Annotated in this window: 20 protein-coding genes; 11 read left to right on the top strand and 9 right to left on the bottom strand. The window is 47.2% G+C overall.

What is annotated here, in order from left to right; translation table 11 throughout:
* The 7 genes from LZZ85_RS07695 to LZZ85_RS07725 form a co-directional block, all read left to right on the top strand.
* Positions 1-186: hypothetical protein (locus LZZ85_RS07695; protein WP_237870319.1), on the top strand; the 186-nt coding region annotated here is incomplete at its 5' end.
* Positions 183-1,808 carry an apolipoprotein N-acyltransferase gene (gene lnt / locus LZZ85_RS07700; RefSeq protein WP_237870321.1) on the top strand — a complete coding sequence of 542 codons (1,626 nt, stop codon included), beginning with the start codon at positions 183-185 and terminating at the stop codon, positions 1,806-1,808. The genes LZZ85_RS07695 and lnt, both read left to right, overlap by 4 nt.
* A gap of 100 nt (positions 1,809-1,908) precedes the next feature.
* Positions 1,909-2,712, top strand: coding sequence for an alpha/beta fold hydrolase (locus tag LZZ85_RS07705; protein ID WP_237870323.1), 804 nt, complete (start codon positions 1,909-1,911; stop codon positions 2,710-2,712).
* A gap of 283 nt (positions 2,713-2,995) precedes the next feature.
* Positions 2,996-5,626, top strand: coding sequence for a PKD domain-containing protein (locus LZZ85_RS07710; protein WP_237870325.1), 2,631 nt, complete (start codon positions 2,996-2,998; stop codon positions 5,624-5,626).
* 213 nt (positions 5,627-5,839) lie between these two features.
* Positions 5,840-6,598, top strand: coding sequence for an SDR family NAD(P)-dependent oxidoreductase (locus LZZ85_RS07715; protein WP_237870327.1), 759 nt, complete (start codon positions 5,840-5,842; stop codon positions 6,596-6,598).
* Between the two features lie 179 nt (positions 6,599-6,777).
* Entirely contained in the window at positions 6,778-7,266 is a 489-nt protein-coding gene (locus LZZ85_RS07720) for a hypothetical protein (protein ID WP_237870329.1), read from the top strand.
* 10 nt (positions 7,267-7,276) lie between these two features.
* The gene (locus tag LZZ85_RS07725) at positions 7,277-7,774 is read left to right on the top strand and encodes a hypothetical protein (protein WP_237870331.1); all 498 of its coding nucleotides are present in this window, start codon (positions 7,277-7,279) and stop codon (positions 7,772-7,774) included.
* A gap of 91 nt (positions 7,775-7,865) precedes the next feature.
* On the opposite strand, the gene LZZ85_RS07730 is transcribed toward LZZ85_RS07725, so the two are convergent.
* From LZZ85_RS07730 to ruvA, 5 genes are all read right to left on the bottom strand, one after another.
* Positions 7,866-9,134 carry a nucleotide sugar dehydrogenase gene (locus LZZ85_RS07730; protein ID WP_237870333.1) on the bottom strand — a complete coding sequence of 423 codons (1,269 nt, stop codon included), beginning with the start codon at positions 9,132-9,134 and terminating at the stop codon, positions 7,866-7,868.
* A 24-nt stretch (positions 9,135-9,158) separates the two neighbouring features.
* Positions 9,159-9,659, bottom strand: a complete 501-nt coding sequence (locus tag LZZ85_RS28580; protein ID WP_284698421.1) for an acyltransferase — start codon at positions 9,657-9,659, stop codon at positions 9,159-9,161.
* Positions 9,660-9,661: 2 nt separating this feature from the next.
* Positions 9,662-10,681, bottom strand: coding sequence for a Gfo/Idh/MocA family protein (locus LZZ85_RS07740; protein ID WP_237870335.1), 1,020 nt, complete (start codon positions 10,679-10,681; stop codon positions 9,662-9,664).
* A gap of 155 nt (positions 10,682-10,836) precedes the next feature.
* Positions 10,837-18,063, bottom strand: a complete 7,227-nt coding sequence (gene sov / locus LZZ85_RS07745; RefSeq protein WP_237870336.1) for a T9SS outer membrane translocon Sov/SprA — start codon at positions 18,061-18,063, stop codon at positions 10,837-10,839.
* Between the two features lie 37 nt (positions 18,064-18,100).
* The gene (gene ruvA / locus LZZ85_RS07750; RefSeq protein WP_237870338.1) at positions 18,101-18,682 is read right to left on the bottom strand and encodes a Holliday junction branch migration protein RuvA; all 582 of its coding nucleotides are present in this window, start codon (positions 18,680-18,682) and stop codon (positions 18,101-18,103) included.
* Between the two features lie 204 nt (positions 18,683-18,886).
* On the opposite strand from ruvA, the gene LZZ85_RS07755 reads away from it, so the two are divergent.
* The 4 genes from LZZ85_RS07755 (at position 18,887) to LZZ85_RS07770 (ending at position 23,726) form a co-directional block, all read left to right on the top strand.
* Complete coding sequence (locus LZZ85_RS07755; protein WP_237870340.1) at positions 18,887-19,879, top strand: beta-ketoacyl-ACP synthase III; 993 nt, start codon at positions 18,887-18,889, stop codon at positions 19,877-19,879.
* A gap of 555 nt (positions 19,880-20,434) precedes the next feature.
* On the top strand, positions 20,435-21,913 hold the full coding sequence (locus LZZ85_RS07760; RefSeq protein ID WP_237870342.1) for a hypothetical protein: 1,479 nt from the start codon (positions 20,435-20,437) through the stop codon (positions 21,911-21,913).
* A gap of 151 nt (positions 21,914-22,064) precedes the next feature.
* Positions 22,065-23,273, top strand: a complete 1,209-nt coding sequence (locus LZZ85_RS07765) for a trans-sulfuration enzyme family protein (protein ID WP_237870344.1) — start codon at positions 22,065-22,067, stop codon at positions 23,271-23,273.
* Positions 23,274-23,279: 6 nt separating this feature from the next.
* Positions 23,280-23,726: a GNAT family N-acetyltransferase gene (locus LZZ85_RS07770; RefSeq protein WP_237870346.1), complete on the top strand. Its 447-nt coding sequence runs from the start codon at positions 23,280-23,282 to the stop codon at positions 23,724-23,726.
* 116 nt (positions 23,727-23,842) lie between these two features.
* Here LZZ85_RS07770 and fabD read toward each other — a convergent pair whose 3' ends face one another.
* From fabD to LZZ85_RS07790, 4 genes are all read right to left on the bottom strand, one after another.
* The gene (fabD, locus tag LZZ85_RS07775; RefSeq protein WP_237870348.1) at positions 23,843-24,733 is read right to left on the bottom strand and encodes an ACP S-malonyltransferase; all 891 of its coding nucleotides are present in this window, start codon (positions 24,731-24,733) and stop codon (positions 23,843-23,845) included.
* A 79-nt stretch (positions 24,734-24,812) separates the two neighbouring features.
* Positions 24,813-25,415: a GTP cyclohydrolase I FolE gene (gene folE, locus LZZ85_RS07780; RefSeq protein WP_237870350.1), complete on the bottom strand. Its 603-nt coding sequence runs from the start codon at positions 25,413-25,415 to the stop codon at positions 24,813-24,815.
* Positions 25,416-25,443: 28 nt separating this feature from the next.
* Positions 25,444-25,857 carry a 6-pyruvoyl trahydropterin synthase family protein gene (locus tag LZZ85_RS07785; RefSeq protein ID WP_237870352.1) on the bottom strand — a complete coding sequence of 138 codons (414 nt, stop codon included), beginning with the start codon at positions 25,855-25,857 and terminating at the stop codon, positions 25,444-25,446.
* A 54-nt stretch (positions 25,858-25,911) separates the two neighbouring features.
* Positions 25,912-26,322 (bottom strand): 6-pyruvoyl trahydropterin synthase family protein, encoded by a 411-nt coding sequence (locus LZZ85_RS07790; RefSeq protein ID WP_237870354.1) that lies wholly within the window; start codon positions 26,320-26,322, stop codon positions 25,912-25,914.
* Between the last annotated feature and the right edge of the window lie 123 nt (positions 26,323-26,445).

Consider the following 26,445-nt stretch of genomic DNA (forward strand, 5'->3'; position numbering starts at 1 on the left):
ACGCCTTGCCCGTCCGGCAAAAAATGTAAACGGACCCTTCAACGCCCGTCGAAAAAAAAGCCCTTGCCCGCCCGGCAACCAGCAGCGCGCAGCGCCTGCAATGAAAACATCCGGCCAAGCTCAATGACAGCGCTCACCCCAAGCACCGAAACCCTATTTTTACAAAATAAAATTACTCTTCAGTGAAGCGTTTCTCTCTTCTCCTTACAGCACTTGCCGGTTCCATATTACTCTGGGCATCATGGCCGGTGTCTCCATTCACGTTGCTCATTTTCATTGGATGGGCTCCCCTGCTCTGGGTCGAGGACCATGCAACACGCAGATGGCAGTTCATCTCAATCGTGCTGCTGCATATGCTTGTGTGGAATGTGCTTACGACCTGGTGGGTTTGGAATGCAAGTCCGGCGGGAGCAATAGGCGCATTCGTTGCGAATGCGATCGTAATGACCATTCCGTGGGTACTCACCAGGAGTGTAAAGAAAAGATGGGGGGCCAAACCGGGCTATATAAGCCTGGTTGCCTTCTGGCTGGCCTTTGAATTTCTTCACCAGAACTGGGAATTAAGCTGGCCATGGCTGACATTGGGCAATGCGTTTGCCACACATCCGCAATGGGTGCAATGGTATGAATACACCGGAGCATCCGGTGGGACATTATGGATCCTGACCGGCAACATACTCGCGTATACGGCCTTTAAACGCTACCGGGAAGAGGGGCGCACACGGTCTTACTTCATCAGTATTTCTTCATGGATCATTTTGCTGTTGCTGCCGATGATCATCTCCCGGTTCATCATGAGCAGTGAGGCAAAAAGAGCATCCGCGGCGGTTGCGGAAGCTTATAAGAATGTGGTAGTGGTGCAACCTAATGTAGACCCGTATACAGAAAAATTCACGGGTAATATCGATGCGCAGATCCAAAAGCTGATCGTGCTTTCGGAACAGAAGATCGATAAGCATACCACGCTGGTGGTATGGCCGGAGACTGCCGTTCCCGCACAGGTCTGGGAAGATCAGATCAAACAGAACTACTTCTACCATCCGATCTGGTCTTTCCTGCAACGCCATCCACAGGTGAACCTGCTGACGGGAATAGACAGTTATAAAAATTACGGAAGGGACAAAAAGAATGCGACGATCACATCCAGGTTTGAATCAGGCAGCCAGAGCTATTACGACGCTTTCAATACCGCTGCATTTTTTGATGCGGATACCAGCATCCAGCTTTATCATAAAGCCAAACTGGTACCCGGTGTGGAAACATTGCCCTCTTTCCTGAGTTTTATGGGGGAATGGTTTGAGGATCTTGGAGGGATCAGCGGCACCCTGGGAAGAGACTCTGAACGAAAAGTTTTTGTCCCCTGGGATGAACATTTCAAAGCCGCTCCGATCATCTGCTATGAAAGCATTTACGGTGATTACATCACGGAATACGTTCGCAAGGGCGCAAATATCCTGACCATTATCACCAATGACGGATGGTGGGGCGATACACCGGGGTATAAACAACACATGAATTACGGCCGCCTGCGCGCTCTTGAGACCCGGAAATGGGTTGCGCGAAGCGCTAATACCGGCATCAGCTGTTTTATTGATCCGATCGGCAACGTGATAAGCCCCCAACCCTGGGATGTACCTGCCGCGATCAAGCTGAATATCCCCGTTGATAACCGTCAAACATTCTTTGTAAAACATGGCGATCTTCTTTCCCGCGCAGCGGCCATTATTTCAGGAATAATTTTGGTAGGGTTGATCATAAGCCTGGCAGCCGGAAAACTGAGGAAGAAATCACCGGGTGGCAAGAAGTAATTGACCGAAGGCCTCAGAACCGGCTTTGGCGAAGTCTGATGCCAGTACAGGATCTTGCATCGGCGATACCTGATCCATATTATTCATTCAAGCTGTAAGCATGTCATTTAGTTCAAAAGAAATAAAGTTCGGCGGAAAGAAATTTTTTTATCGCGTTACCGGCTCAGGGAAGCCTGTTATACTGATACATGGTTTTGGAGAAACAGGTGAAGTATGGAATGAGCAGGCCGCATTTCTTTCCGGATCATACCGGATCATTATCCCTGATCTTCCCGGGAGCGGGCGTTCCGAAGCTGTGGAGGATATGAGCATGGAGAATCTTGCAGAAGCCGTTCATGCTATCATCCATGAAGAAGACATTCACGCCTGCCCGGTGATCGGGCACAGTATGGGCGGATACGTAGCGCTTGCACTGGCGGAAAGTTATTACAACCATGTCAGCGCGCTGGGACTGTTCCATTCCACCACGTACGCGGACAGTGAAGAGAAAAAAGAGACGCGCCGCAAGGGGATCGGTTTTATACGCGACCATGGTGTATTTGAATTCCTTCAGTCAACTTCTCCCAACCTGTTTTCCCGGCACACCAAAGAACGTTCGCCTGAACTTGTAAGGGCGTTCATTGAAGGGCTTCGCGGGTTTGAGCCTGCGTCGCTGATCGCCTATTACGAGGGGATGATGGCGCGGCCCGACAGAACAGCTGTTCTCCGCAACCTTCATGTGCCGATGCTGTTTGTCATTGGAGAATATGATGCAGCCGTGTCCCCGGACGATTCGCTGCAGCAATCTTATATTCCGGCGATCTCGTATGTACATATGCTGAAACACTCCGCACATATGGGCATGCTCGAAGAAAAAGACATCAGCAATGCCATCCTCAAAGAGTTCCTGGACGGCGTAAAATGAGATAGCAGCATTGTATTTTAATGCTGAAATAACAGGATGGCCATACGAAAAGGGCGGGAAAAAACGTTAGCCTTAATTCCCATCCATCAATAAGCCTTTAATGGTGGTAGTGTGTGGCATTGAACCGGCCGGAACGCTAGTAGGGAGTTTGGGAAATAAATACTATTTGCCATCTTAAATAATTGATCATCAAATGATAACGCGTTTATAAAAGATATCGAAAAAGCTGCCCCGTGGCGGCTTTTTTAATATCTTTATACGCTTTTGGCCGGAATATATGCCCATGAAAAAAATAGTACTCTCCTTCACCTTGCTGATAACTTCTCTCGCCCTGTATGCCGAGCATATCACCGGGGGGGAAATGTATTACACATTTGCGGGTGTTTCCAATGGTGTATATAAATATAACGTAACGCTGAAATTGTTCCGCAACTGCGGCAATACCGGTGCTGCACTGGATCAGAATGCCGCGATCGGGATTTTTGATAATACGACGAACAGTTTGTTGAAAACGGAGAGTGTGCAGAGGTCAAGTATGTCTACCCTCTCTCTTCAGGATCCCGGCCCCTGCATCACCAACGCACCAAGTGTTTGTTACGAGGTGGGTTTTTATGAATTTACAGTAGAGCTGCCTGCCAGTGCCCGCGGTTATACGATATCCTATCAGCGTTGCTGCCGCATCAATGGGATCAGCAATGTGGTAGGTTCCGGCAGTTATGGCGCAACATATACCGCGATTATCCCGGGTACGAATACATTTGCGACGGCACCGGAGAATAACAGTGCGAAGTTCTCAGGAAGAGATACGGTGATCATTTGCGGAGGATATCCATTCACTTACAGCTTTGCGGCAACGGATGCTGATCCGACTGACCAGCTTCGCTACAGCTTTTGCAATGCGTATTCAGGTGGTGGCCAGGATGCAGGTCCATCAGGTGGCCAGAACACACCGATACCAAATCCGCCGGCCGCTCCCCCTTATTCTCAACCAGCTTACAGTTTTCCTTATAACGGCCCGATACCCCTGGGTACCAATGTCAGTATCAATCCCACGACGGGCCTGATCACCGGCACGGCTCCTCCGGAAGGGATCTACGTCGTAACGGTTTGTGTGGAAGAGATCCGAAATGGTGTGGTGATCGCTGTGCAGCGGAAAGATCTTCAGATCAAAGCCGGTGGTTGCGATATTGCCCGCTCGTTGCTTGACCCGGTTTATACATCCTGTGATGGACTGACACTGGATTTTGCCAATAAGTTTTCCAGCCCGCTGATCAGTACTTATTACTGGGAATTTGGTGACCCGGCCAGCGGTGCAGGCAACAGTTCCACTTCTGCAACGCCTACACATACATTCTCCACTCCGGGTGATTATACGATCAAACTTGTGACGAACCGCAACCAGGAGTGTTCTGATTCCACTACCGCCCTCGTGCGTGTGTGGCCAGGATTTTTCCCTGCATTCAATACCACAGGGATCTGCATCAATAATCCTGTATTGTTCACCGATGCATCCACCACCAACTATGGGGTGATCGATAGCTGGTCATGGAGTTTTGGTGATGAAACCACCCTGGCGGATACATCACATAAGAAAGATACCAGCTGGAAATACAATACGACCGGACCCAAAGAAGTCATCTTCACTGTAACGAGTGATAAAGGTTGTTTTAAAACGCTGAAAGATACAATCACGATCATCGACAAGCCGCCGATCACGCTGGGGTTCAGGGATACGCTGATCTGCGTACCCGATGCTGTTCAGCTTCAGGCCTCAGGTACCGGTAATTTCAGCTGGTCACCGACGGGCACTATGGTAAATGCGAATACCGGCACTCCTACGGTCAGTCCGCCCAGTACCACGACCTACCAGGTAACGCTGAATGAACAGGGCTGTATCAACCAGGATACGGTAAGAGTTCGTGTCGTCCAGTTTGTATCAATGAATGCGATGGCAGACTCCGTGATCTGCGAAACAGATCCCGCGCAGCTGCATGTAACAAGCGATGCGTTGCGGTTTGACTGGTCACCCGCTGCTGCAGTTAGTAACCCGACGATACCCAACCCGATCGCTCTTGCGGGCTCCAGCCTCGTCTACTCAGTGACGGGCTCGATCGGCTCCTGTAACACAACAAGAAATATCCGGATAACGGCGATCCCTTACCCGGTTGCAAACGCAGGCCCCGATACCATTATTTGCTATAACACACCTGCTCCGCTGCACGGCACGCATGATGGCAGTTTGTTCAACTGGTCACCTACCGCATCACTGGTGAACTCGCAGACATTGAACCCGGTTGCCTATCCTGCGCGCACCACCGAATATATTCTGCGATCATTTGATACACGCGGCTGCCCTAAACCAGGGATAGACACTGTTCTCGTAACAGTACTGCCAAAGATCAGACCGTTCGCAGGCAACGATACCGCTGTGATCGCCGGCCAACCGCTTCAATTCAATGCGGAAGGAGGGGTGAATTATATCTGGACCCCGTCAACCGGCCTCAGCAATGCAAACATCAAAAACCCAATTGGCGTGTATGGTGCAGAGATCGACAGCATTCGTTACACGGTCGAGGTATTTAATGAAGCCGGTTGTTCTGATACCGCTTCCATGAAAGTAACTGTATTCAAAACCAATCCCTACGTGTTTGTGCCTTCGGCATTCACTCCGAATGGTGATGGCAAAAACGATCTGCTGATCCCCGTAGCGGTTGGTGTAAGAAAGATCAATTACTTCAGGATCTACAACCGTTGGGGCAATCTCTTATTTTCGACCACTACCAATGGCCATGGCTGGGATGGAAATCTCAGCGGCACCCCACAAACTTCCAACGTGTTTGTATGGATGGTGGAAGCAGAAGATTATACGGGCAAGAAGTTTACATTGAAGGGAACGACGACGTTGATTCGTTGATTCGTTGTCCGTTGACCGTTGACCGTTGTCCGTTGTCCGGAATTCTAGTAAGGTGGAATAAAATTGGATCTTTGTGTACAAATTAAAAGCGAGGGGCTATCGTTTATCAACGATAGCCCCTCGCTTTTAATTTGTGTCGGTCAACGGTCAACGGTCAACGGTCAACGGACAACGATCACCGATGCCCTATCTTCGCACCCACAATTTCCCTTTATGTCAAAAATCGCCTTTATCACCGGAGCGAGCTCCGGTTTTGGAAAAGCCTGTGCTGAGAAATTTGCGGCAAATGGCTATAATTTGATCCTGAATGCAAGACGTGAAGACCGTCTGAATGAGATCAGCAATGTATTGAAAGAACAGTACGGGATACAGATCCTTTTGCGGGTATTTGATGTGCGTGAGCAACAGGCGGTATCGGATGCCGTGACCAGCCTTCACGATGAATGGAAAGCGATCGACGTGTTGGTGAACAATGCAGGTCTCGCTCTTGGGCGCGATTATTTTGAGGAAGCAGATCTTGACGACTGGAATATCATGGTCGACACAAATATTAAAGGCTTCGCTTATGTAGCAAAAGCTGTGTCTCAATTAATGGTGCTCCGCAAGCAGGGGCATATTATCAATATGGGATCCGTTGCCGGGAAACTGGTGTATGAACGGGGTAACATGTATTGCGCTACAAAGTCTGCCGTGGACGCATTAAGCCATGCCATGCGTGTTGACATGCTCCGGCACAATATTAAAGTTACCGCCATTCATCCGGGTGCCGCGGAAACTGAATTTTCCGTTGTCCGTTTCAAGGGAGATGAGACTTCCGCCAGAAATGTATACGCTGGTTTGCAACCGCTTACCGCAGCTGATGTGGCGGATGTCATCTTTTACACCACCACATTGCCGCCACATGTCTGCATTAACGACCTTGTGATCACGCCAACCCAACAGGCCGACGGTATTTACATGCACCGTCATTGACACGGAATTGACATTCGCCTGCATACTTTAATGCCTGGTATGCCGTTAAAACCACAGCTGTCTATCCGTCGGGGAAGGCCAAAACAGGCGGATAAACAGCTGTTGACCGGTTAGCCGAACGTTTGCATGGCTGATTTATTTACCTTAGATTTGTCCATATCCAGATCCTTTAAAAGTTTATGAAGAACTTATTTCCTGCCTTATTTACCCTGCTGCTGCTATCCGGCACCAGATCCTTTTCACAGGACGTGATCAGACAAAGATCCTGTGACAACCCGTTCATCATGCAACAGGCGGACAGTCTGAAAGCACTTTACGCAAAAGATGGATTGGTGTTGGTAAAAGAAGCGTCCATGACAATGGAAAGCGAGTATGAAATGCCCGTTGTCGTTCCTCTCACACAAGGCACCTGGTATCAGTTTGTTTTTATCGGCGAATATACCTCCCGCTTATACGAGGTAAGGATGTTCGACTGGAATGAAAAACAAGTGGTTTTTCAGCAGAAAAAATGGGGCGATATTGATGGCAACATCATTAGTTTCGGATATGTGGCAGCACAATCTGAGTTCCACATGATGAAGCCCTTGCAGATCAACAAGGATAAAAAGAAGAAAAAAAACCTTTGCGGTTATGTAATGCTTTTCAAGAAATCAAAGCCAAATCCATAGTGTTTACAGCATGCGTCTTTTACCTTACAAAAAAATCTCACGGAAAACAGATAAGAGCTTCGAAAAAGTCAAATCAATCCTCGATAAGATCTGCATTCTTCCCAAAAAGTTCGACCTGCAAAGCATATTGAACAATGTGCTCGATTATAAGATCTCCAATAATTCATTCGCTGTTGTAATGGGTGGCTATGGGTTCTTTTATGGAGCGACAAGTCTGAACCCTGTAATGACGGGAAGTTATTCCACGGGGAGCGATGGCAAAAATCAATTGACCTTCACCATACGTCCTCAATGGACCGGTCTTGCGATGATCGCATTGCTTTACAGTGTTGCGATCTGGGGGCTTACAGTGTCTGTTAAACGAAATCAGCTGGAAGGGATCATTACCACATCGGTATTCATCGTGGTAATTTATTGGGCTTACCTCGTAAAGTTCAATAAATCGGTAAAGAAGTACCAGGCAGTGATCGATCAGCTAACAGGAGATAAACCAGCACTGATCAAGTAATCATTGCAATTGGCGTAGGAGTATCGCGAAGTACGCAAGGGAATCGCAATGGATGCAAAGAAAGACCCAGCGCTCTTTGCGTGGAAAAATCTCAGCGGCCGATACCCGTGTAACTGATCCCCGCGGATTCTACTATACGGCGGTCCAGCGCATTTCTTCCATCAACTATGAACCTGACTCCATTTGCCGCCATGGCAGTAAAGTCAAGCTGACGGTACTCCCTGTGCATCGTAACGAGAAAAACTACTTCCGCATCCGTCTTCGATGGATCAGCAAAAGCAAATCCTTTATGTTCGAGTTCCGGTTGCGAGAACTCTGCATCATGCATGAATACGTCAAATCCTTCCTGCTCCAATAATCCATACAACGATGCTCCCACGCTGTTCGCGTCTTCTTTGACGTTTGGCCGAAATGAAAGGCCAAGCACCAGCGCTGTTTTATTCCGGACTTTATCTCTGATCAATGAAACGGCAAACGCGGCCATATTATCATTGATCTGGCGGCCCGCTCTGGCTATCGAAAAATCAAGTCCGGCGTGCCGGAAATTATCGATCAGGAAATAAGGATATACAGGTGTGCAATGCCCCCCTACTCCAATGCCCGGCTGAAGAAGATTCGCTTCACCATCTGCATTGATGAGTGGAAGCAGTGAGGGAAGATCTATACCGGATAGCTGCGCAAACATCGCCAACTGGTTTGCCAGGGCAATATTCACATCACGATAGATCATGCCGGCCAGCTTCATCATCTCCGCTGTTTCCGTATTCTCAACACGATAAAGCAATTCCGTTGAAAAGAATTGCTGATATAACCGGTAGTTCGCTTCTGTTGCTTCAGCAGAAATACCGCCGATCACTTTAGGAATCTTTTCCAGTTGTGTGAGCATCGTGCCACTTTTGATCCGCTCCGGACTGTGGGAAAGAAGAAAGTCAACGCCATGCTTTTTCCCCGAAGATTCAAGTACGGGGAGCAATACTTTTCGGCTGTATCCGACAGGCACGGATGTTTCCACCACGATCAGTAACTTATTACTGCAATGAGATACCAGTTGTTGAAAACATTGTATGAAAGGAGCATCAATCGTTTTTTTCTCCTGATCGACAGCAAGCGGTATGCAAATAATAACCGCATCGGGCGTGTGATCATCAAGGGTTATTTCGATGTGCAGGTTACCCTCATTGCAGGCATCAGTGAGCACAGTCAATACACCGGGCTCATTGGTATGAAAGGTATTTTCATAAAATCTACCGGCAATGGTTGTATCGGTATCGACCGCCACAACGTGCAGGCCATGAAGCAGCATATTTGCCGCCACCGCCTGACCGATCTTTCCAAAACCAATGACTGCAATTGTTTTCATCTGCAGAATAACTGTTTAATCTGTTTACTGACCAGTGTGTTTTTGAGGAAGTTCCTTAGCCGGGTTTCCCGCAACGGTAGTTCCGGGAAGAACATCTTTTGTTACCACGGCTCCTGCTCCGACGATCGCATTCTCTCCGATCGTGATCCCGCAAAGTATGGTTGCATTACTGCCCACAGATGCGCCTTTCTTCACCAGTGTTCTGATCAGCTGCCAGTCATCTTCTGTTTGCAGGCTACCGTCTGCACGGGTGGCTTTGGGGTAAAGATCATTGGTGAACATTACACCATGCCCGATAAAAACGCCGTCTTCCAGTTCAACGCCTGAGCAGATAAATGTATGACTTGATATTTTACAATTCCGTCCGATCGTAACTTCTTTCTGGATCTCTGTAAATGCACCCACTTTTGTACCATCACCGATGGTACATTCATACGCATTTACGAAATTGAAAATACGCACATCCCTGCCTACTCTTACATTGCGAAGTTGCTGTGTATTGGTTTGAACGTTTAATATCTCCATGATCAGGTTATTTGAACATCGCGGCCTTTGTTCTTAATGGATTGTTGTGAAGCTTCCAGGATCCGTACAACTTTCAATCCGGATGCAGCGCTTGCAAGAGGCTCACTTTTATGAATGATGGATTGAATGAAATCTGCTGCCACACCAGACAGGGCTTCGCGGGTAGAGATCTTTGGCACATTCACATCGCCTGTGCGATAGTCAACCAGCATTTGTTTTTTATCTTCTTCTGTTTTGATATTGTAACCAGTGTCATATATCTTCACTTTCTCCGTTGGCTCGATATCATTATAGATGATCATTTTTTCATCTCCGCCGATCAGTGTTTGCCGGATCTTCACAGGGGAGCTCCATGAGCAATGAAAATGCGCGATAAAATCTTCATTGTAATGCAGTGTCATGTAGGCGATATTTTCGATCCCGTTCTTTGTATGTGAGATCCCGGTGGCATGAACACTTACCGGCTCTTCCCTGATCAGGTAAACGAGTATGGAAAGATCGTGTGCGGCAAGGTCCCACAATACATTTATATCAGGTTGGAATAATCCGAGGTTGATCCGGGTGGAATCAAAATATCTTGCCCGGCCTATCACGTTGGCATCGATCAGCTGCCGGATCTTCTGCACGGCGCCTGTATAGAGGAATGTATGATCCACCATCAGGGTCAGCTGTTTCTTCGCCGCCAGTTCTATCAGTTCGGCAGCTTCTGCAACAGAAGGCGTCATAGGTTTCTCGACCAGCACATGTTTGCCCTGCAGCAATGCTTTTTTTGCCAGTAGATAATGGGTCGAAACCGGAGTGGCAACTACAATCGCATCTATCGAAGGATCATTGATCACGTCATCCGCATCCCTGACAACAGGAATTGTCGGATATGTTCTTGAAAACAGATCCCGACCCTCCTGCCTTGACTCGGCAACGCAGACCACCACACAATTCTGTGCATGAAAAAAATTGCGGACAATATTCTGTCCCCAATAACCATAACCTATGATCCCGATATGGACGTTCGATTTCCCCATGCAGATAAGTGCGTTAAGATGTTTGACAGAGTAGCAGTCAGTTTAATAGTTTAAAAGTTTAACTGTTTAACTGTTTAAAAGTCCGTTGTCAGATGAAGCTATCAACTTTTAAACTATTAAACCTTCTTCCATCTCCGTTCGCGATACGAAGGTAACTATTGTGCGAGAGATATATTCACCTGCAATCCGGCTCTTGTATTAGTGATCGGGAATGCGTTGCTGATCTTCGGTATATTTCTGTTCTGCTCGAAGTAGAATTTCAGGCTCACCCGGTTATTAAGGATATAATCGATCGATGGCGCGATCCTGATCACTTTTTGTCCGGATGTACCGAATGCCGTTCCCTGATCGAGTTTACTGTTAGCAGTGGCATCGTCTCGGATACTGAAGTCAAATTTGAACGTGATATCATTATCCAGTTTCATTTTGCCAAGCTTCTTGATGAACGGAACGCCTTTCTTGCGCCAGTCGAACCCAAAAGAGAACTCATAAGAGCGGGTATCCGCGAGCTGATAGTCGATCAGGCTGAGGCTGAGCGTACGGCTTTTACGATATTCAAAACGCGTTGACAATTGGTTGGTAAAGGTCATTTCCACACCTACCAGCGGATCGAACTGTTCCTGGATACTGATGTTTGGTACAAGGAAGTATGGGATAAAGTTTCCTGTGAGCGAGTCTCTGAAAGAAGGATAGCTTAACCTGAACGGATCCTGGAACAGCAGTGCTGTGTTAAAGCTGTTCATGCTTAGGGTGCTGTGATATCCATGACGGATCGTTACATTGGTAAAGATCCGTTGAAGATCACCAACATTTGACAACCCGCTATAAGTTACCACCCAGTTTGGTTTGGGAATGAATCCGGAGAAAGGATTGGCGCTGATATTTGGGTTATTGTTCTTTACGCCCTTCACATCTGTCACATTCTTTTTCGTATAGGCAGCGAGGAATGATGGGATCACCACATCCTGCGCGTAGCGGCCATAACCCTCCACGTATCCATCTGCGCCCGGAGTTGGGTTTGCATACGGGTTTTCAAGCCCCAGTTTCTGTGACAATGCCACACGGTTTGCTTCGAATGTTTTAAATGTCTCTGAAACAATGTTCGGATCAAACTTATCAAACAATGTCTGATAAGAGATATAACTGATAGAGAAGCTACCTGCAGCATAAGGGCTCAATCTGGCAAGCCCGGATGTTCCGGTAATATCTTTATGCAATTCGGAATATTGCTTACTGAAGGTTTTATCGAGGTTCAGATCGATGTTAAAGTCGCGGAACGGACTCACCTGTGCCGTCAGATTCAACCGCTCATTGTAGCGTTGCTGGATCATGGCGGTTACACGCGGATCGGTTGACAGCAGACCTTTGGCTCCCATTCTGTTGATCCAGTTCGTATCCGGCTGATATCCGAATATAAATCCGAATCCGGGTTCATGGCTTCTCGGGTTATACCCAAGGATGCGGGTGCTGTCCATATAACCGGGAAGTGTGGTACCAAAGTCCTTTGTATATTGAATAACCACACGTTTTACTGCCGTAACAACTCCGGTGAGGGTCCTGACCGCGCCGCCAACTTCAGGTGTGCCCGGACGGTTAGCTGCTTTCAGTGCGCGTTTGTATTCACGCACCTGCCGGCGATATTCTTTTTTGGCTTTGCGTCTTTCCTTACGCGTCATTTTCGCCAGTACGGAATCGGCGATCGGTTGTGGCATGGGGATCTGCGGAGCGGCAGTCGTTGGAGCCGCAGGCGTTGCCGGCTTCGGACTGTTTGATGGCGGGGCCATGGCCGCACGCAGGAATTTCGACTTGCTGTACAATTGTTCGAAATTCAATTCCCCGGTAATAGCGCGCGTTTGGGTGTTCGACAATGTATTGCCAAGGCTCCTTGCAAGCAGTGAAGAAGCCAGCCAGTTATACTGTGTGGTATAGGTAGCACGAAGATTTGTCCAGTCGAGGAACGGGATCTTCTGCATAGGCACATTATAGGTCGCGATCAGCTGCTGCTGGTACTGCGTATTCCTTCCGCCTTTCAAAAAGTTATCACGCACAGAATCTTTTTTCGGACCCGTATCAAGTCGTCCGAAAGGTTCGTCAACACGCGCATTATTGGTCGCCGTGAAATCAATTGAAAGAGATCTTGTCAGGTTCCATTGCATAATATAATACCTGTCGAACGTAAAGTACTTGTCATACGTTTCCGGTATTTTATATGGTCCGCCACCAACGTTCCTTGGCCTGGTAGCACCAAACTGCCTGAATATATCCGCACGGAATGAAAGCTGTGTAGGAACGTAGTTAAAGTTGAAGTCACGCACCAGTGCCAGCCATTTTGACTTCGACTTGATGAACTTGAATGGTTCTACATATTTCGCCTGCGGCGCATAATTATACCCGATCACACCACGCTCCCGCTTCATTTCATAATTTTCGATCAGCGGATTGTGTTGCTGGGTATGTATATATGAATAGCTGAAATCAAGGTTGGTCAAACTCCAGATCTTTGGGCGTTTGCCATCCACTTTCAGCTTCTTTACGTTGGTAAAGTTCAAGGTCTTGATGGTGGTGATATCCTGTGCATCATTCTTGATCGAATCCCTGAATTCTTTGCTCGGCGCAGCGTCGAGTTTATCCCTTAGTTTAATATCAAGATCATACGGATCATACTCAGGTGTCATTGCAATGCGGCTGATACCCGCGTATACAGGGATCTGGATCCCCAGTTTCCTGGGAAGCAGTTTACCGGCGTCGATATTCGCAGACACATCAAACGTATACATATCTTCCCTGCTTCGTTCATTCACCCGTTGCTCCAATGTACCAAAGCCACGGCTTCTGGCCGTACCGGCAAGCGTGATAGAGCCGAGATCAGCCAGTTTCAGATCAACACGACCGGTTGCGGCCCATCCGCCTTTTTCATCAAGGTTGGAGAACCGCAGTTCATTGAACCATACTTCCGCCGAGATCGGGTTCTTGGTGCTGTTCTCTACAGAAAGCAGCATACTCCGCACTTCACCGAGATTCGGGTTACCGATCATTGCATAAACACGACCATTGGCAAGACGTTCGGAATAATAAGCAGAGGGAGCTGCTCCTGATTGGTTTCTGCGCAATTTCATCCGGGTAAGTTCCTGGAGATCGAAGTCAAGGTTATTTTCTTCCGGCCATACAGAAAGGCTATCATTCGTGAACCAGGGAGTTTTCTTCAATGGAACACGTACTTCATAATAGTTGCCCTGAAGATCACTACCAAAACGAACTACCGCGGTAAGTGATCCATCAGTGATCATGTTATCAAACTGTCTTGCTTCAGCATGAATGAACATACGCAGTTTACCGTACTGACGCATATCAAGGTTCATGTTCTTGAATACCCCACGGGTTTCAGCAGCCGGCAGGTTATCTACCTGAACGCTCAAAGCCTGTTCATTCAGGTAAAGCTGAACGTTATTATTACTTAATTGCTGCTGACGTTCGATGCCCGGAGGAATACGGTAGCGGATCGGACTGCGCTGATCATTCTCTTCCACGTTAACCGCCAGTGTATTGAATATCGCAGGATTGTTGGCAGGCAGGGTTACATAGTTTCCTGTTGTATCGATCTGGTACTGGAATTTTCTCCACTGGTTACGGATCAATTCGAGTTTACCAAAACGCATTACAACAGAATCTTCAAATCCTGATACGAACATCCGGATAAAACGGATCGATTTAAAGTCGGGGATATTCCCCACTTTGCTGGTGAATTCAGAAACAGGGATCCGGAACAGGTACCAGTTTTCAGATCTTGTCTGATCGTTTGGCAGCCTGATGTTTTCCGCCCGGCGGATATCCGTAATGAAGTTCGATCCCACCTGCATGTTTGGAGTGATGTCGATCTCATACTGGAAATACTCTTCCACCTCGTTGAGTGTATTATCCCTGTTCATTTCTTCTGCATCGGGATATTGTGTGAATGCGTTTACGAATTGGGTGCTCGCGGTTGCAATGGGCGAGTTGCCGTGTGGGTTATTGATGTCTTTGTATCGTCTTAAGATCCCGGCGTTGATCGCATCATAGCTCGCATCTCTGTATGGTCGGAAATTGTCTGCTGAAGGGTCATTCACCGCCTGCGCATAGGCTGAAGGAGAGATTGCCTGAAGGCCGGTGAGGTACGACTGGAATTTTGTTCTTTCTTCATCATCGGTAAGGCCATCCAGACCAACGTCCTGATATTGACGGTCTGCAGGGTCATTGCTGAATGCATTGGTCACCTGCAGAGGATTGGATGGTACTTTACCCCAAACGGTCGTATTATCAACCTGTGCATTATTGGTTGGTGTTGGCAAGCCATTTTCATACTGGCGTTTACCATCTTTCAATACATCTTCAGAAATGTTACCGAGGTTAAAGAACAGTTTACCACCGGTACGTGTGGTATTCAGCACATAAGGGTCCTGCAACCAGAATTCGATATATTCGATATTACCGGTTTCGAAATCGGTCTGGTCAATATTCCGCTGGATACCACCCCAGGCCTGTCCGGGGTTGGTCAGTAATCCATCCGGGTTGATCCGGCCGGCCCTGTTCTCAAAGTTATACGGACCTCTTTCTTTTGGATAGAACGCAAGGTCGAAGGTGGTGAGCAATCCCTGGCCAAAATCATTCGTCCGTTGCGGGAAGATCTCTGTCTGGAAAACCTGGCGTGTTTCAGGTTTGGACAACTCATCGCGGTTTCCGGCGAGCGGGTTATTATTATTATTTCTTTCCTGCAATACAGGTTCGATATTATACCATGCAAGTTTTGCACGGTTATAGCCGCTGGCAAGATCATTGTTCAGCTGCGACTCGGGGAACTGTTGCGGTACAGATGAAAGCTGCCAGTTGATCAGCGGGAAACGGAGGTCAATGGCAGAACGTGTTCCTTCAAAATCATCGACATAAGACAAGCCCTCTCCTCCCTTACCGATCTGCGGCGCGTGGCCGGGTTGCAATACCGCTGCTTCCGCATAAGCAGTGATGGATGACATTGCATCACTTTTATAGAAAGGAAGCTTATTCAGGAATTTGGTAAGTCTTGGCCAGTCGCTGCGGTAATCTGCATCCAGGCCATACATCGTATTGCGGATAGGATCTTCTCCATAAGATTGTTTGACGAAGAACGGACGCTCGCTCAAACGGACCAATGTACCACCGACCGATAATTTTTTATTAACGAGATAGTCAAGCCGCAATCCCAGGAAGCTTCGCTGTTGTATGCCGAATGCAGCCTGGTTTTCATATTGAATATTGACCGGCACCCCGGAGTTCAGGATCGCCTGGTTGATCACACGGAGTGTTCCGAGATCATAGTTAATATCATAATCAACGCCTTCCTGTAAGGTTTGACCGCCTGCGGTGACTGTAACGGAGTTCCTTGGAATATTGAAACCAAGTTGATATTCACCTGCACTTTGAGTAGTCGTCTTCGACCTACCACTTAACCGGAAACGGTTCAGATTAGCATATGTCTGGGCGATCGCTTTGATCGTATCATAAAGCGGGTAATACAGATATTTTTGTCGTTCGACTGCGCTTGGGTAGACATAATCCAGATCGTGGCCAAAGGGTTCGAGTACCGGGAAGATCACCCGGCTCATAGAGGAGAGCACGGTAAATCCTTCGATAAAGTCGAACACTCCATCCGGCTGGGGGTCGTTCTGATTATTTAACCGGTCGAGGTTCAACAAAGAGATCAGTGGCTGACCTTCATAAGCAGGTAATACATCCGCTGGCGGCAGATATCTTTTTTCACCAAGGCTTGGCTCTTCGTATAAAAGATCAAGTTTGAAATCCGCTCTTTCCAGCTGGCCATAGCCAACGGAGTAAACGTTTTTCATCATCAGGTCCCAGATCGGAAGATTGGTTCTCTGAGAAGTTGCTTTCAGTAATTTGAGGAACAGAACTTTTTGGGTTGCGCCGGTTGTGTCTGGCGGCACATCCTGTGAGAATTCACCTACCTGGTAGGTTACTCCATTATATGTATACTGGTAAGCGACGCCAAGCACTTCGTCTGGCTGCAGCGGCTGGTTAAGCGACAGAAAGCCGATCTGCGGGTTGAAATAGTAGTCGTTTGGCTGAAGCTTGCGGGCAAATGTCTTTTCAAAGTCCTGAACAGCAGTCAGGCCGATCGAGGTAAGGGTACTTTGTACGAGTGAAGAGTTCCTGGAATTCGGATTTGAGGCAAGTGTCTGGTAAAGTCCGTTGACCGTGTTATACGGCAGGGCATCCGGGTTGCCCGGAGGTCCGGTGAAAGGATTGCCTTCACCGAGGTCCATCAGCGCCACGATATCCCTTGTATCTGTGGTGGCACCGGTCCGGTTGGTCACCCACACTTCCATACGCTGGATCTGCACATTGGAGTTTACGATCGGCAACTCTCTCATGGCATTATTAAAGTTCCGCCGGAAATACTGTGCTAAAAGAAAGTGGCGGTTCTCTTCGTATTCATCTGCTTTGATCGCAAAGGTCTGTGCGGAAGATCCGCCCTGCGAATTAATGCTCTGTCGTTGTGCACGCTGGTTGGCGAGTACGCCTGTAACGAACAGCTTCCCAAACTGAGCCTGTGTTTTTACCCCGAATAAGGATTGAGCGCCGGGGATCAGGGTTCCTTTTGAGGTAAAATTCACGTTACCCAGTTGGAATTGTTTGATGATCTCATCGTCCTTACCCTGGTAATTCAGGTTCAGCTGGTTTTCGAAATCAAAGTTGGCAAGTGTATTATAGTTGATGGGAAGTCTGAGCTTATCTCCTATCTGTGCATCCACCTGGAGCTGAGCGTTCATGTTGAAATCCAGTCCGCCATTTCTTCTTGCCCTTTCCGGCAGGGTAGGATTTTTGATGTTCTGTCCCTGGTATCCCATGAGCAGGCCAACATAACCGGATGGTTTGATATCTACTTTTCCGAATCCGACGATGCGGTTGAACCAGTTCGGTGAGCTTTGGAATTTCGGTTGGAACAGGCGGCGGTTGAGTTCGCTCATCATATCCGCTCTTTTGCGGAAATATTCCGCTTCGTCTTTTCTTCCCTGGAGTTTCAGGAATTCATCCCGTTTGAAAGAAACCGGGGTGCGGTAATTCTTTCCTCCGACTGTTTCTATAATATAGTATTCCCCGGTCAGCGGATCGTACTGAACATCTCTTTTAAGAAAGGCGCTGTCTTTAAGGTCAAACGGGTTTTTATTGGGGCTTGAATAGGGATCACCGTAGCGGTCCTGGATCGGGTATCGAAGGGGTGAGGTATCCCGCCGGGCGGTAGTGTCCTGGAAGCCTGCCGGGAGAAAACGCGCATTCGCCTGCCCACGAAGGGCCAGTAAGATGGTAACGCACACCAACGTACGGAATATATGGGCAGTCCAGAATTTCAAGTTCTCAACATCAATTAGTTCCAGAAATGTTTAGCAATCAGAGGATACGGAGAGATTTTTTGATCAGCTCTTCTACCAGCAGATTTGGTTCTGATAAAAGGGTCTTTTTGATCGCCGTTTCGGCGGCCGTCCGGTTGATACCTAAAGCTATCAGAGCATTTAACGCATCTTGTTGCAAGCTATTGTTTTTCAGAGGGGAAATATTTGTCTCCACGGGGTGTTTGGAGAGTTTGTCTTTCAGCTCGAGGACGAGGCGTTCTGCGCTTTTCTTTCCGATCCCTTTGATCCCTTCGAGGGTTTTGATATCGGAATGCACGATCGCCCTGGCCAGTTCTTCGGGTTTGAGGTAGGAAAGCATCATGCGGGCGGTGGAAGCCCCGATGCCCGAAACGCTGATCAGTTGCTGGAACATTTCTTTTTCAGACGGCTCAAAGAAGCCGAATATGATATGTGCATCCTCCCGGATGATCAGGACGGTGTGCAGCAGCCCCTTGTCCAACTCCTGGATCTTTGAATAGGTGTTCAGGCTGATCAACACTTCATACCCTACACCATTTACATCCACGTATACAGACGCTGGAGTTTTTTGAACGAAATCACCTTTGAGATATGCTATCATGGCGCGAAAATAGGAAATCCCGATCGTTGTCCGTTGCCCGTTGACCGTTGTCCGGAATTAAAACAGGGTTGAGTATGAATTCACTCTACATATTTTCTTAGAAAGCAGAAGCATCGGTTGTAGCGATTCGCGGTCAACGGACAACGGGCAACGGACAACAATTTTCCCCTTACCTTTGGCTACTTTTTTAACAAACATTCCAAGATGAGCAATAAAACTACAGCAGCGATCACGGCCGTGGGAGGATATGTGCCGGAAGACAAATTGACCAATTTTGATCTGGAGAAAATGGTGGATACTACAGACGAATGGATCCGCACAAGAACGGGCATTGAAGAAAGAAGGATACTTAAAGGAGCAGGGAAAGGCACTTCGGATATGGTAGTGCCGGTATTACAGGAGCTTTGCCGCAAGCGCGGTATCGATCCATCGGAAGTGGAATGCGTAATAGTGGCGACTGTTACGCCGGACATGGTGTTTCCTTCCACCGCAAACATTGCGTGTGATAAAGCCGGTTTGAAAAACGCTTTCAGCTTTGATATTTCAGCGGCCTGTTCAGGTTTCCTGTACGCCCTGACAATGGGCACTTCCTTTATTGAAAGCGGTCGTTATAAAAAAGTGATCGTGGTAGGTGCCGATAAAATGAGTGCGATCGTTGATTACACAGACCGCACCACGTGTATCATTTTCGGTGACGGTGCGGGCGGTGTGCTGCTCGAACCGAACCAGGAAGGATACGGAATCCAGGACAGTTTGCTGAGAAGCGATGGATCCGGATGTCATCACCTTCACTTAAAAGCCGGCGGGTCCGCGATGCCTGCAAGCAAGGAAACCGTCGAGAATAAATTGCATTATGTATACCAGGAAGGTCAGGCAGTTTACAAATTTGCCGTAAAAGGCATGGCGGATATCAGCGCTGAACTTCTCGAAAAAAATAACCTGACCGGCGACGACGTAACATGGCTCGTTCCGCACCAGGCAAACCTGCGCATCATCGATGCAACGGCTAACCGTGTAGGCCTGCCAAAGGAAAAAGTAATGATCAATATCCAGAAATATGGCAACACTACTGCCGGCACTATTCCATTGTGTCTGTGGGATTGGGAAAGCAAACTCAAAAAAGGCGACAACCTCCTGCTGGCAGCATTTGGCGGTGGATTTACGTGGGGCGCGACGCTGGTGAAATGGGCGTATTAGAGAGGATGACCGTTGACCGTTGACCGTTGACCGTTGACCGTTGACCGTTGACCGTTGACCGTTGACCGTTGACCGGATATAAATGTAAAGGGAGGGGCTATCGTTGATAACGATAGCCCCTCCCTTTACATTTATAAACCGAATATCCAATTTATTCCACTTCGCTTGACTCCCGGACAACGGTCAACGGACAACGGTCAACGATCATCGATTCCTACCCCCTAAAACGCAAATTGTGCGGGTCGTTAGACACCACACAATTGGGTTTAATGGTAACAGTTTTCTAAGGCAGGCCCCCCACCGGTTTAACCAGAGAAGAGAATGGTAGTTTGTGATGACTACACTAAAAGAACACTCCGTTTTTAATTCCTGAACAAATCTCAGGGTTCCGGAGATGGATAAAAACTGCGATTTGATATTGATGTGATACAAAATTGAACCCTATGCATGTAGGTTGATCATTGATTACCAATGTATATTTTGAAACAAGAATCTTTCACCGTGATGATTTTTTAAGTGTTTTCATTTAGTAATTTGTGGACATCAACTTTCATCATGCATAAAAACCCTGCCATACAGATCTGCCACCAGCTGACTGCAAAACATGCGCAAGCGTTGAAAAAATTGCTGATGCAGGACAAACGTTCCGCATCACTGAAACTATTCAATCTGATCCGTAACCTTCCACCCAAAGAGATCACCAAAGAATACCTGTATAAAAATATATACGGGACCAACTACGAACCATCCAAGGACTACCTGCTCCGCAACGAGCTTCGCCTGCTAAGGCAAAAGCTGGATAAATTCCTGCTTCAGAAAAGCGTTGAAGAACTACTGGATACGGATGATGTATTCCGCCAGCAACTCCAGCTTCGCGCGTATAAGCACTTCCAGTTGTATGACCTGTTTTTTGAATCCTTCGACAAAACGGCTGCAGCCTCCGAACAGGCATTCCGGTTTGGTGATGTGCTCGATATGCAGAACTGGTATTTCGATCTGGCTTATCAGCACCAGTTCTCAGCCGTCAGGGATTATGAGGAAAAGGCCAAATTTTTCAATAGCGCCACCCTTAAGGCTGCCGAGATCCTCGAAAAGCAGGTATCCGCCCAGGAGAATATGCAGGGTTTCTACAAAGCGCTGGAATATTATTATCAAAAATTACTCGGCCAGGCACCAGCGGAACAGCAAGCCCCCGAAAGAAAAGCTACCGGTCCCGCCACCAATCATACGGGGCATCCGTTAAGTACTTATTACCACCATCGCAGCGCAGGGTTTTATACAGATGGCAAAGGCAGACTTGCTCATTTTCTGAAAGCTTATGAAGCCCTGGAATCACATGATTACCGCGATCAGTATACCACAGATCTGCTGGTGAACATCCTGCTGGGTATTGGACGGACACTGCAGCAACTGGGCGAATTTGAACAGGCAGACACGTATCTCAGCAAAGCCATCAATGATTACGCTAAGGAGATCAAGGGTCTTGCTTCAAAAGATAAATTGTATTCCAATTACACTATAAACCTGCTGAACATAGGTCAGTATGAAAAAGCGATCGAAGTACTCCAACAACTTCAGAAAGGCGCAAATGAAGACGGCTATGCGCAGTACTGGTATACGATCTACCGGCTGATCGCGAGCATTGGGTTAAGGAAGACAGCCGATATCAAACAAAACCTTCCGGCAAACTATACCACTATTCCACTTCAGCACAGGGTCTATTTCCGGATCATCAGCAGCATCTATTTTTATCTCGCAGGTGATATGGAATGGGCATATAAGGAAGCATATAACCTGCTGCATACGAAACTTGCTGAAGAATACGGTCGTGAACAACTGGCAGTGATCGAATTACTGGAAACTTTCTTCCAACTGGGAGACAGGCATGCCAATCTTAAACAGATCCCGGCAAAAGAAAGCAGGAAACTGGAGCAGAAGATGAATGCCATTGATACAAGCAAGATCAATGACATCAATATATTGCCCGTATTGCTATGGTTGAAGAAGGAGATAGTTGCGTCGCAGGAGGCATAGGAAGAGACCGCGTACGATCCTGTTATACATGATCCGTTAATGGAGTAAGCAGGTCTTTCAAACATCGTAAGCGGTCTGCTGTCCGTTGCTCGTGGTCCTCAAAATAATCTCATACGAATCGCCTACTTTTGAACCCTCAAAAAGGCTCATCATGGATAACAAATCTTCACTTACAGGCTTCAGTTCACTGGCAATTCATGGAGGTCATGAGAAAGATCCTTCTTATGCGCACCTCGTCCCGATATACGCCAGCAGCACCTATGTATATGATACAGCGGAGCAGGGCATGCGTCGTTTCAGCGGAAAAGAAGAAGGTTATATCTACAGCCGCTGGGGGAACCCGACAATGAATGAAGCAGAACAGAAAATTGCGGCGCTGGAAACATTCGGTCTGTCCATGGAAGTAAAAGGAATTCTCCATGCCTCTGGTATGGCAGCGATCTCCACCCTTATGCTAGCTGAGCTAAAGAGTGGTGATAAAGTGCTTTCTCATTTTTCACTCTATGGAGGAACAGAAGAACTTATTCATCGGATCCTCCCTAATCTTGGGATCGGATCCGTGATCATTGATCTGCGCGATCTGAACAAAGCGGAAGAAGCCATGAAACAGGATCCTTCCATCCGCATGCTTTATATAGAAACACCCGCAAACCCAACCATCCAGTGCGTGGACATCGAAGAGCTGACCAAACTCGCCCGGAAGTATGGATTGATCGTTGCGTGTGATAATACATTTGCCACGCCGTATCTGCAACAGCCATTTAAATACGGAGTTGATTATATAGCGCATTCAACAACGAAATTCCTCAATGGCCATGGTACAGCAATTGGCGGGATCCTGCTTGGTAAGGACATTGAAAAAATGACATCGAATGTAACAAAGGTCCATCGCCTGCTCGGAGGCAACTCCAATTCATTTGATGCTTTTCTCCTGATCAATGGAATGAAGACACTGGAGATCCGGATGGAAAAACATTGCCATAACGCTGTTGAGGTTGCCAATTATCTGGATCAACATCCTGCCGTAGCAAAAGTGAATTACACAGGTCTTGCGACGCACGCTGACCACTATATTGCATTGAAGCAAATGCGTCATCCCGGAGCCATGTTAAGCTTTGAGCTGAAGGAAGGTTTGCAGGGTGGGATAGCCTTCATGAATAAGTTGAAAATGTGTGTACGCACTGTTTCTCTTGGCACATGCGATACATTGTTGTCACATCCCGCTTCAATGACGCATTACAGCGTACCAAAAGAGCTTCGCGAAAAATATGGGATCACGGATGGCCTGATCAGGATGAATGTTGGTATCGAAAACATACAGGATATCATTAATGATCTTGAGCAGTCACTTTCAAACTAATTTCAAATGGCAATAGAAATAAGAAGAGCGGTAAAAGAAGATTGTACGAGATTGATGGAACTAGTCACGGAACTGGCGATCTATGAAAAGGCGCCGGAACAGGTAACAGTCAATTATGATCATTTTGTGGAAAGCGGATTTGGTGATCAGCCTGTATGGTGGGCTTTTGTAGCCGAAGTGGATGGCAAAGTAGAGGGATTCGCGCTTTATTATATCCGTTATTCTACATGGAAAGGTCAGCGGCTTTACCTGGAAGACCTGGTCGTTACAGAAAAGATGAGAGGCAAAGGCCTTGGCAAACTTCTTTTTGACCAGTTGATCAAGGAAACAAAAGAGAAAGGGTTTACCGGAATGGTCTGGCAGGTGCTCGACTGGAATGAGCCTGGTATCAATTTCTATAAAAAGTATAATGCAGAGTTTGATGGAGGGTGGATCAATTGTTCGATAAGCTAATAGAGTAAAGGAGGATAAGGAGGGCAGTTTAATGTTGCAAACGTTCTTATCTTTTTGAAAAAAGAAACGCGCAATAGGGATTAAGCTATTGCGCGTTTTTATTTTGGGCAGGTGACTCAGCTTACGCCTTGTACCTGTGTTTCTTTGTTGATCTTTTGAATGAGCCCCTGAAGTACTTTACCTGGGCCGGCTTCTGTGAATATGGATGCACCGTCGGCGATCATTGCCTGAACGCTTTGGGTCCAGCGAACAGGGCCGGTCAGTTGATCGATCAGGTTTTGCTTGATCTCTTCTTTATCGAAGACAGCTTTAGCCACTACATTCTGATACACGGCACAGGTTGGTGTATGAAAGTTGGTGGATTCGATCGCTGCTTTCAGTTCTTTTTTAGCAGGCTCCATCAGTGGAGAATGGAATGCGCCGCCCACAGGAAGTACGAGCGCACGCTTTGCGCCAGCAGCCTTCATTCTTTCGCAGGCAATTTCTACACCTTTGATGGTTCCGCTGATCACAAGCTGACCGGGGCAGTTATAATTTGCAGGTACAACGATCTCACCTGTTTCATCCTGTACTTCTTTGCAGATCGCTTCCACCTTTTCGTCGGCCAGTGCAAGGACCGCAGCCATGGTGGAAGGGTTAGCTTCGCAAGCCTGTTGCATTGCTTTGGCACGGATCGCTACAAGCTGAAGTGCACTGTCAAAGCTGAGGGTTCCATTTGCAACAAGTGCGGAAAACTCTCCAAGGGAATGACCTGCCACCATCTCCGGCCTGGCTCCATCTATACTGCGAAAGGCGATGATAGAATGAAGGAATACGGCTGGCTGGGTAACGTTGGTTTGTTTCAGGTCTTCTTCAGTACCGCCAAACATTATATCTGAGATACGGAAGCCGAGAACTTCATTGGATTGTTCAAATAATTTTTTGGCGAATGCACTGTTATCATAATGCTCCTTTCCCATTCCGGGGAACTGGGATCCCTGACCGGGAAAAACATAGGCATGCTTCATTGTAAATGGTAGTTATACAAACAAAAGTGCCACAAAGGTTTTAAGAAAAAAAATCTTTATAACACAATATATAAAATAATCAGCGGTGATTAAGGTTCGATCCGATCAGTTTAAGGAACTCACTTCTGGTGGAGTTTTTATGAAACTCTCCGTCAAAAGCCGAGGTAGTTGTTTCTGAGTTTTGTTTTTGCACGCCTCTCATCATCATGCAAAGGTGTTGTGCTTCAATTACAACTGCCACGCCCACAGGATTCAGTGTTTCTTTGATCGCATTCATGATCTCAACGGTCAATCTCTCCTGTACCTGTAAACGGCGGGCATATGCATCCACCACGCGGGCGATCTTCGACAAGCCGGTGATCCACCCATTAGGTATGTATGCAATATGCGCCTTGCCAAAGAATGGCAGCATGTGGTGTTCGCACATACTGTATAGTTCGATATCTTTTACAACGATCATCTCACTGACCGGTTCATGAAACTTAGCGGAATTGAGTATAGCATGCGCATCTGTCTGGTATCCCTGTGTCAGGAATTGCATGGCCTTGGCAAGACGCTCCGGAGTTTTCTGCAACCCTTCTCTTTCGGCATCTTCACCAAGCAGGTTCAATACATCTTTATAATTTCCGATCAGGCCATTTGTAACGGCTTCATCATACTCTTCTATCTTTTTATATGCCATAGCTGTGCTGTTCGACTGTTCAACAAATTTACTCCGCGGGATATTCCACGAAGTTTCTTGGCGTTTCATAAAGCCTGATCTGCAGGTCTAATTCCTTTGCGATATGAGGACGCAATAAATTATAGATCACAATAGAAATATTCTCAGCGGTAGGATTTAGGTTTTTGAACTCGGTTGTATCCAGATTGAGGTTCCGGTGATCAAAACGAGCAAGTATTTCACGCTGCACCAGGCTGCTCAGCTCTTTCATGTCCATCACAAATCCAGTACGTGCATCAGGCTCTCCTACTACTTTCACATCAAGCTCGTAGTTATGACCATGATAATTTGGTAAAGCGCATTTGCCAAAAACACGGTCATTGGTCGCCTGATCCCAATCGCTGTTATACAGGCGATGAGCTGCGTTGAAATGTTCTTTGCGGAAAACAGCTACCTTATTCATTTGATCCAATTACTACCAGTAAAAAATATCAACAAGTTAAAATGGCGAATGTTCTTATCCTCCAAAATATTCCACGTAGATCCGTGGGGTTTCGTAGAGTTTAACACAATGAAGCTGCACTGCTGACGGAAGATGGACGGTGAGTTCTTTCCAGATCGCTATGGCAAGATTCTCGGTACTGCACATCTGACCTTTCATAAATTCAACATCAACGTTCAGGTTGCGGTGATCCACTTTTTCAATAACATGTTCGCGGATGATATCGCTAAGCCGCTTTACATCAAAAACGAAGCCGGTATCGGGGTTGGGCGTTCCTTTCACCGTTATGTACAACTCGTAGTTGTGTCCATGCCAGTTCTCATTGGCACATTTACCAAATACCTCTTCATTTTTCTCCAGGCTCCAGGCGGGGTTATAGAGCTTATGAGCCGCATTGAAGTGCTCTACCCTGGTCAGGTACACCATATATTGATCTGCGTTAAATTAGCCTGCAAAAGTAAGATAAAAAAACAAATCCGGGTAAACCATGGGAAGCCGGGAAAACGGGGTTGCTTAAAGGCCTGAAAAGCAGCCTTCGTTACTCTTCAA

Origin of the sequence: Terrimonas ginsenosidimutans (assembly GCF_022012415.1) — a bacterium.
Taxonomy (GTDB): Bacteria; Bacteroidota; Bacteroidia; order Chitinophagales; family Chitinophagaceae; genus Terrimonas_A; species Terrimonas_A ginsenosidimutans.

Excerpts from the sequence above, each read along its gene's own strand:
- LZZ85_RS07705 (WP_237870323.1), top strand. The coding sequence starts at position 1,909 with ATGTCATTTAGTTCAAAAGAAATAAAGTTCGGCGGAAAGAAATTTTTT.
- LZZ85_RS07710 (WP_237870325.1), top strand. The coding sequence starts at position 2,996 with ATGAAAAAAATAGTACTCTCCTTCACCTTGCTGATAACTTCTCTCGCC.
- LZZ85_RS07715 (WP_237870327.1), top strand. The coding sequence starts at position 5,840 with ATGTCAAAAATCGCCTTTATCACCGGAGCGAGCTCCGGTTTTGGAAAA.
- LZZ85_RS07720 (WP_237870329.1), top strand. The coding sequence starts at position 6,778 with ATGAAGAACTTATTTCCTGCCTTATTTACCCTGCTGCTGCTATCCGGC.
- LZZ85_RS07725 (WP_237870331.1), top strand. The coding sequence starts at position 7,277 with ATGCGTCTTTTACCTTACAAAAAAATCTCACGGAAAACAGATAAGAGC.
- LZZ85_RS07730 (WP_237870333.1), bottom strand. The coding sequence starts at position 9,134 with ATGAAAACAATTGCAGTCATTGGTTTTGGAAAGATCGGTCAGGCGGTG.
- LZZ85_RS28580 (WP_284698421.1), bottom strand. The coding sequence starts at position 9,659 with ATGGAGATATTAAACGTTCAAACCAATACACAGCAACTTCGCAATGTA.
- LZZ85_RS07740 (WP_237870335.1), bottom strand. The coding sequence starts at position 10,681 with ATGGGGAAATCGAACGTCCATATCGGGATCATAGGTTATGGTTATTGG.
- ruvA (WP_237870338.1), bottom strand. The coding sequence starts at position 18,682 with ATGATAGCATATCTCAAAGGTGATTTCGTTCAAAAAACTCCAGCGTCT.
- LZZ85_RS07755 (WP_237870340.1), top strand. The coding sequence starts at position 18,887 with ATGAGCAATAAAACTACAGCAGCGATCACGGCCGTGGGAGGATATGTG.
- LZZ85_RS07760 (WP_237870342.1), top strand. The coding sequence starts at position 20,435 with ATGCATAAAAACCCTGCCATACAGATCTGCCACCAGCTGACTGCAAAA.
- LZZ85_RS07765 (WP_237870344.1), top strand. The coding sequence starts at position 22,065 with ATGGATAACAAATCTTCACTTACAGGCTTCAGTTCACTGGCAATTCAT.
- LZZ85_RS07770 (WP_237870346.1), top strand. The coding sequence starts at position 23,280 with ATGGCAATAGAAATAAGAAGAGCGGTAAAAGAAGATTGTACGAGATTG.
- fabD (WP_237870348.1), bottom strand. The coding sequence starts at position 24,733 with ATGAAGCATGCCTATGTTTTTCCCGGTCAGGGATCCCAGTTCCCCGGA.
- folE (WP_237870350.1), bottom strand. The coding sequence starts at position 25,415 with ATGGCATATAAAAAGATAGAAGAGTATGATGAAGCCGTTACAAATGGC.
- LZZ85_RS07785 (WP_237870352.1), bottom strand. The coding sequence starts at position 25,857 with ATGAATAAGGTAGCTGTTTTCCGCAAAGAACATTTCAACGCAGCTCAT.
- LZZ85_RS07790 (WP_237870354.1), bottom strand. The coding sequence starts at position 26,322 with ATGGTGTACCTGACCAGGGTAGAGCACTTCAATGCGGCTCATAAGCTC.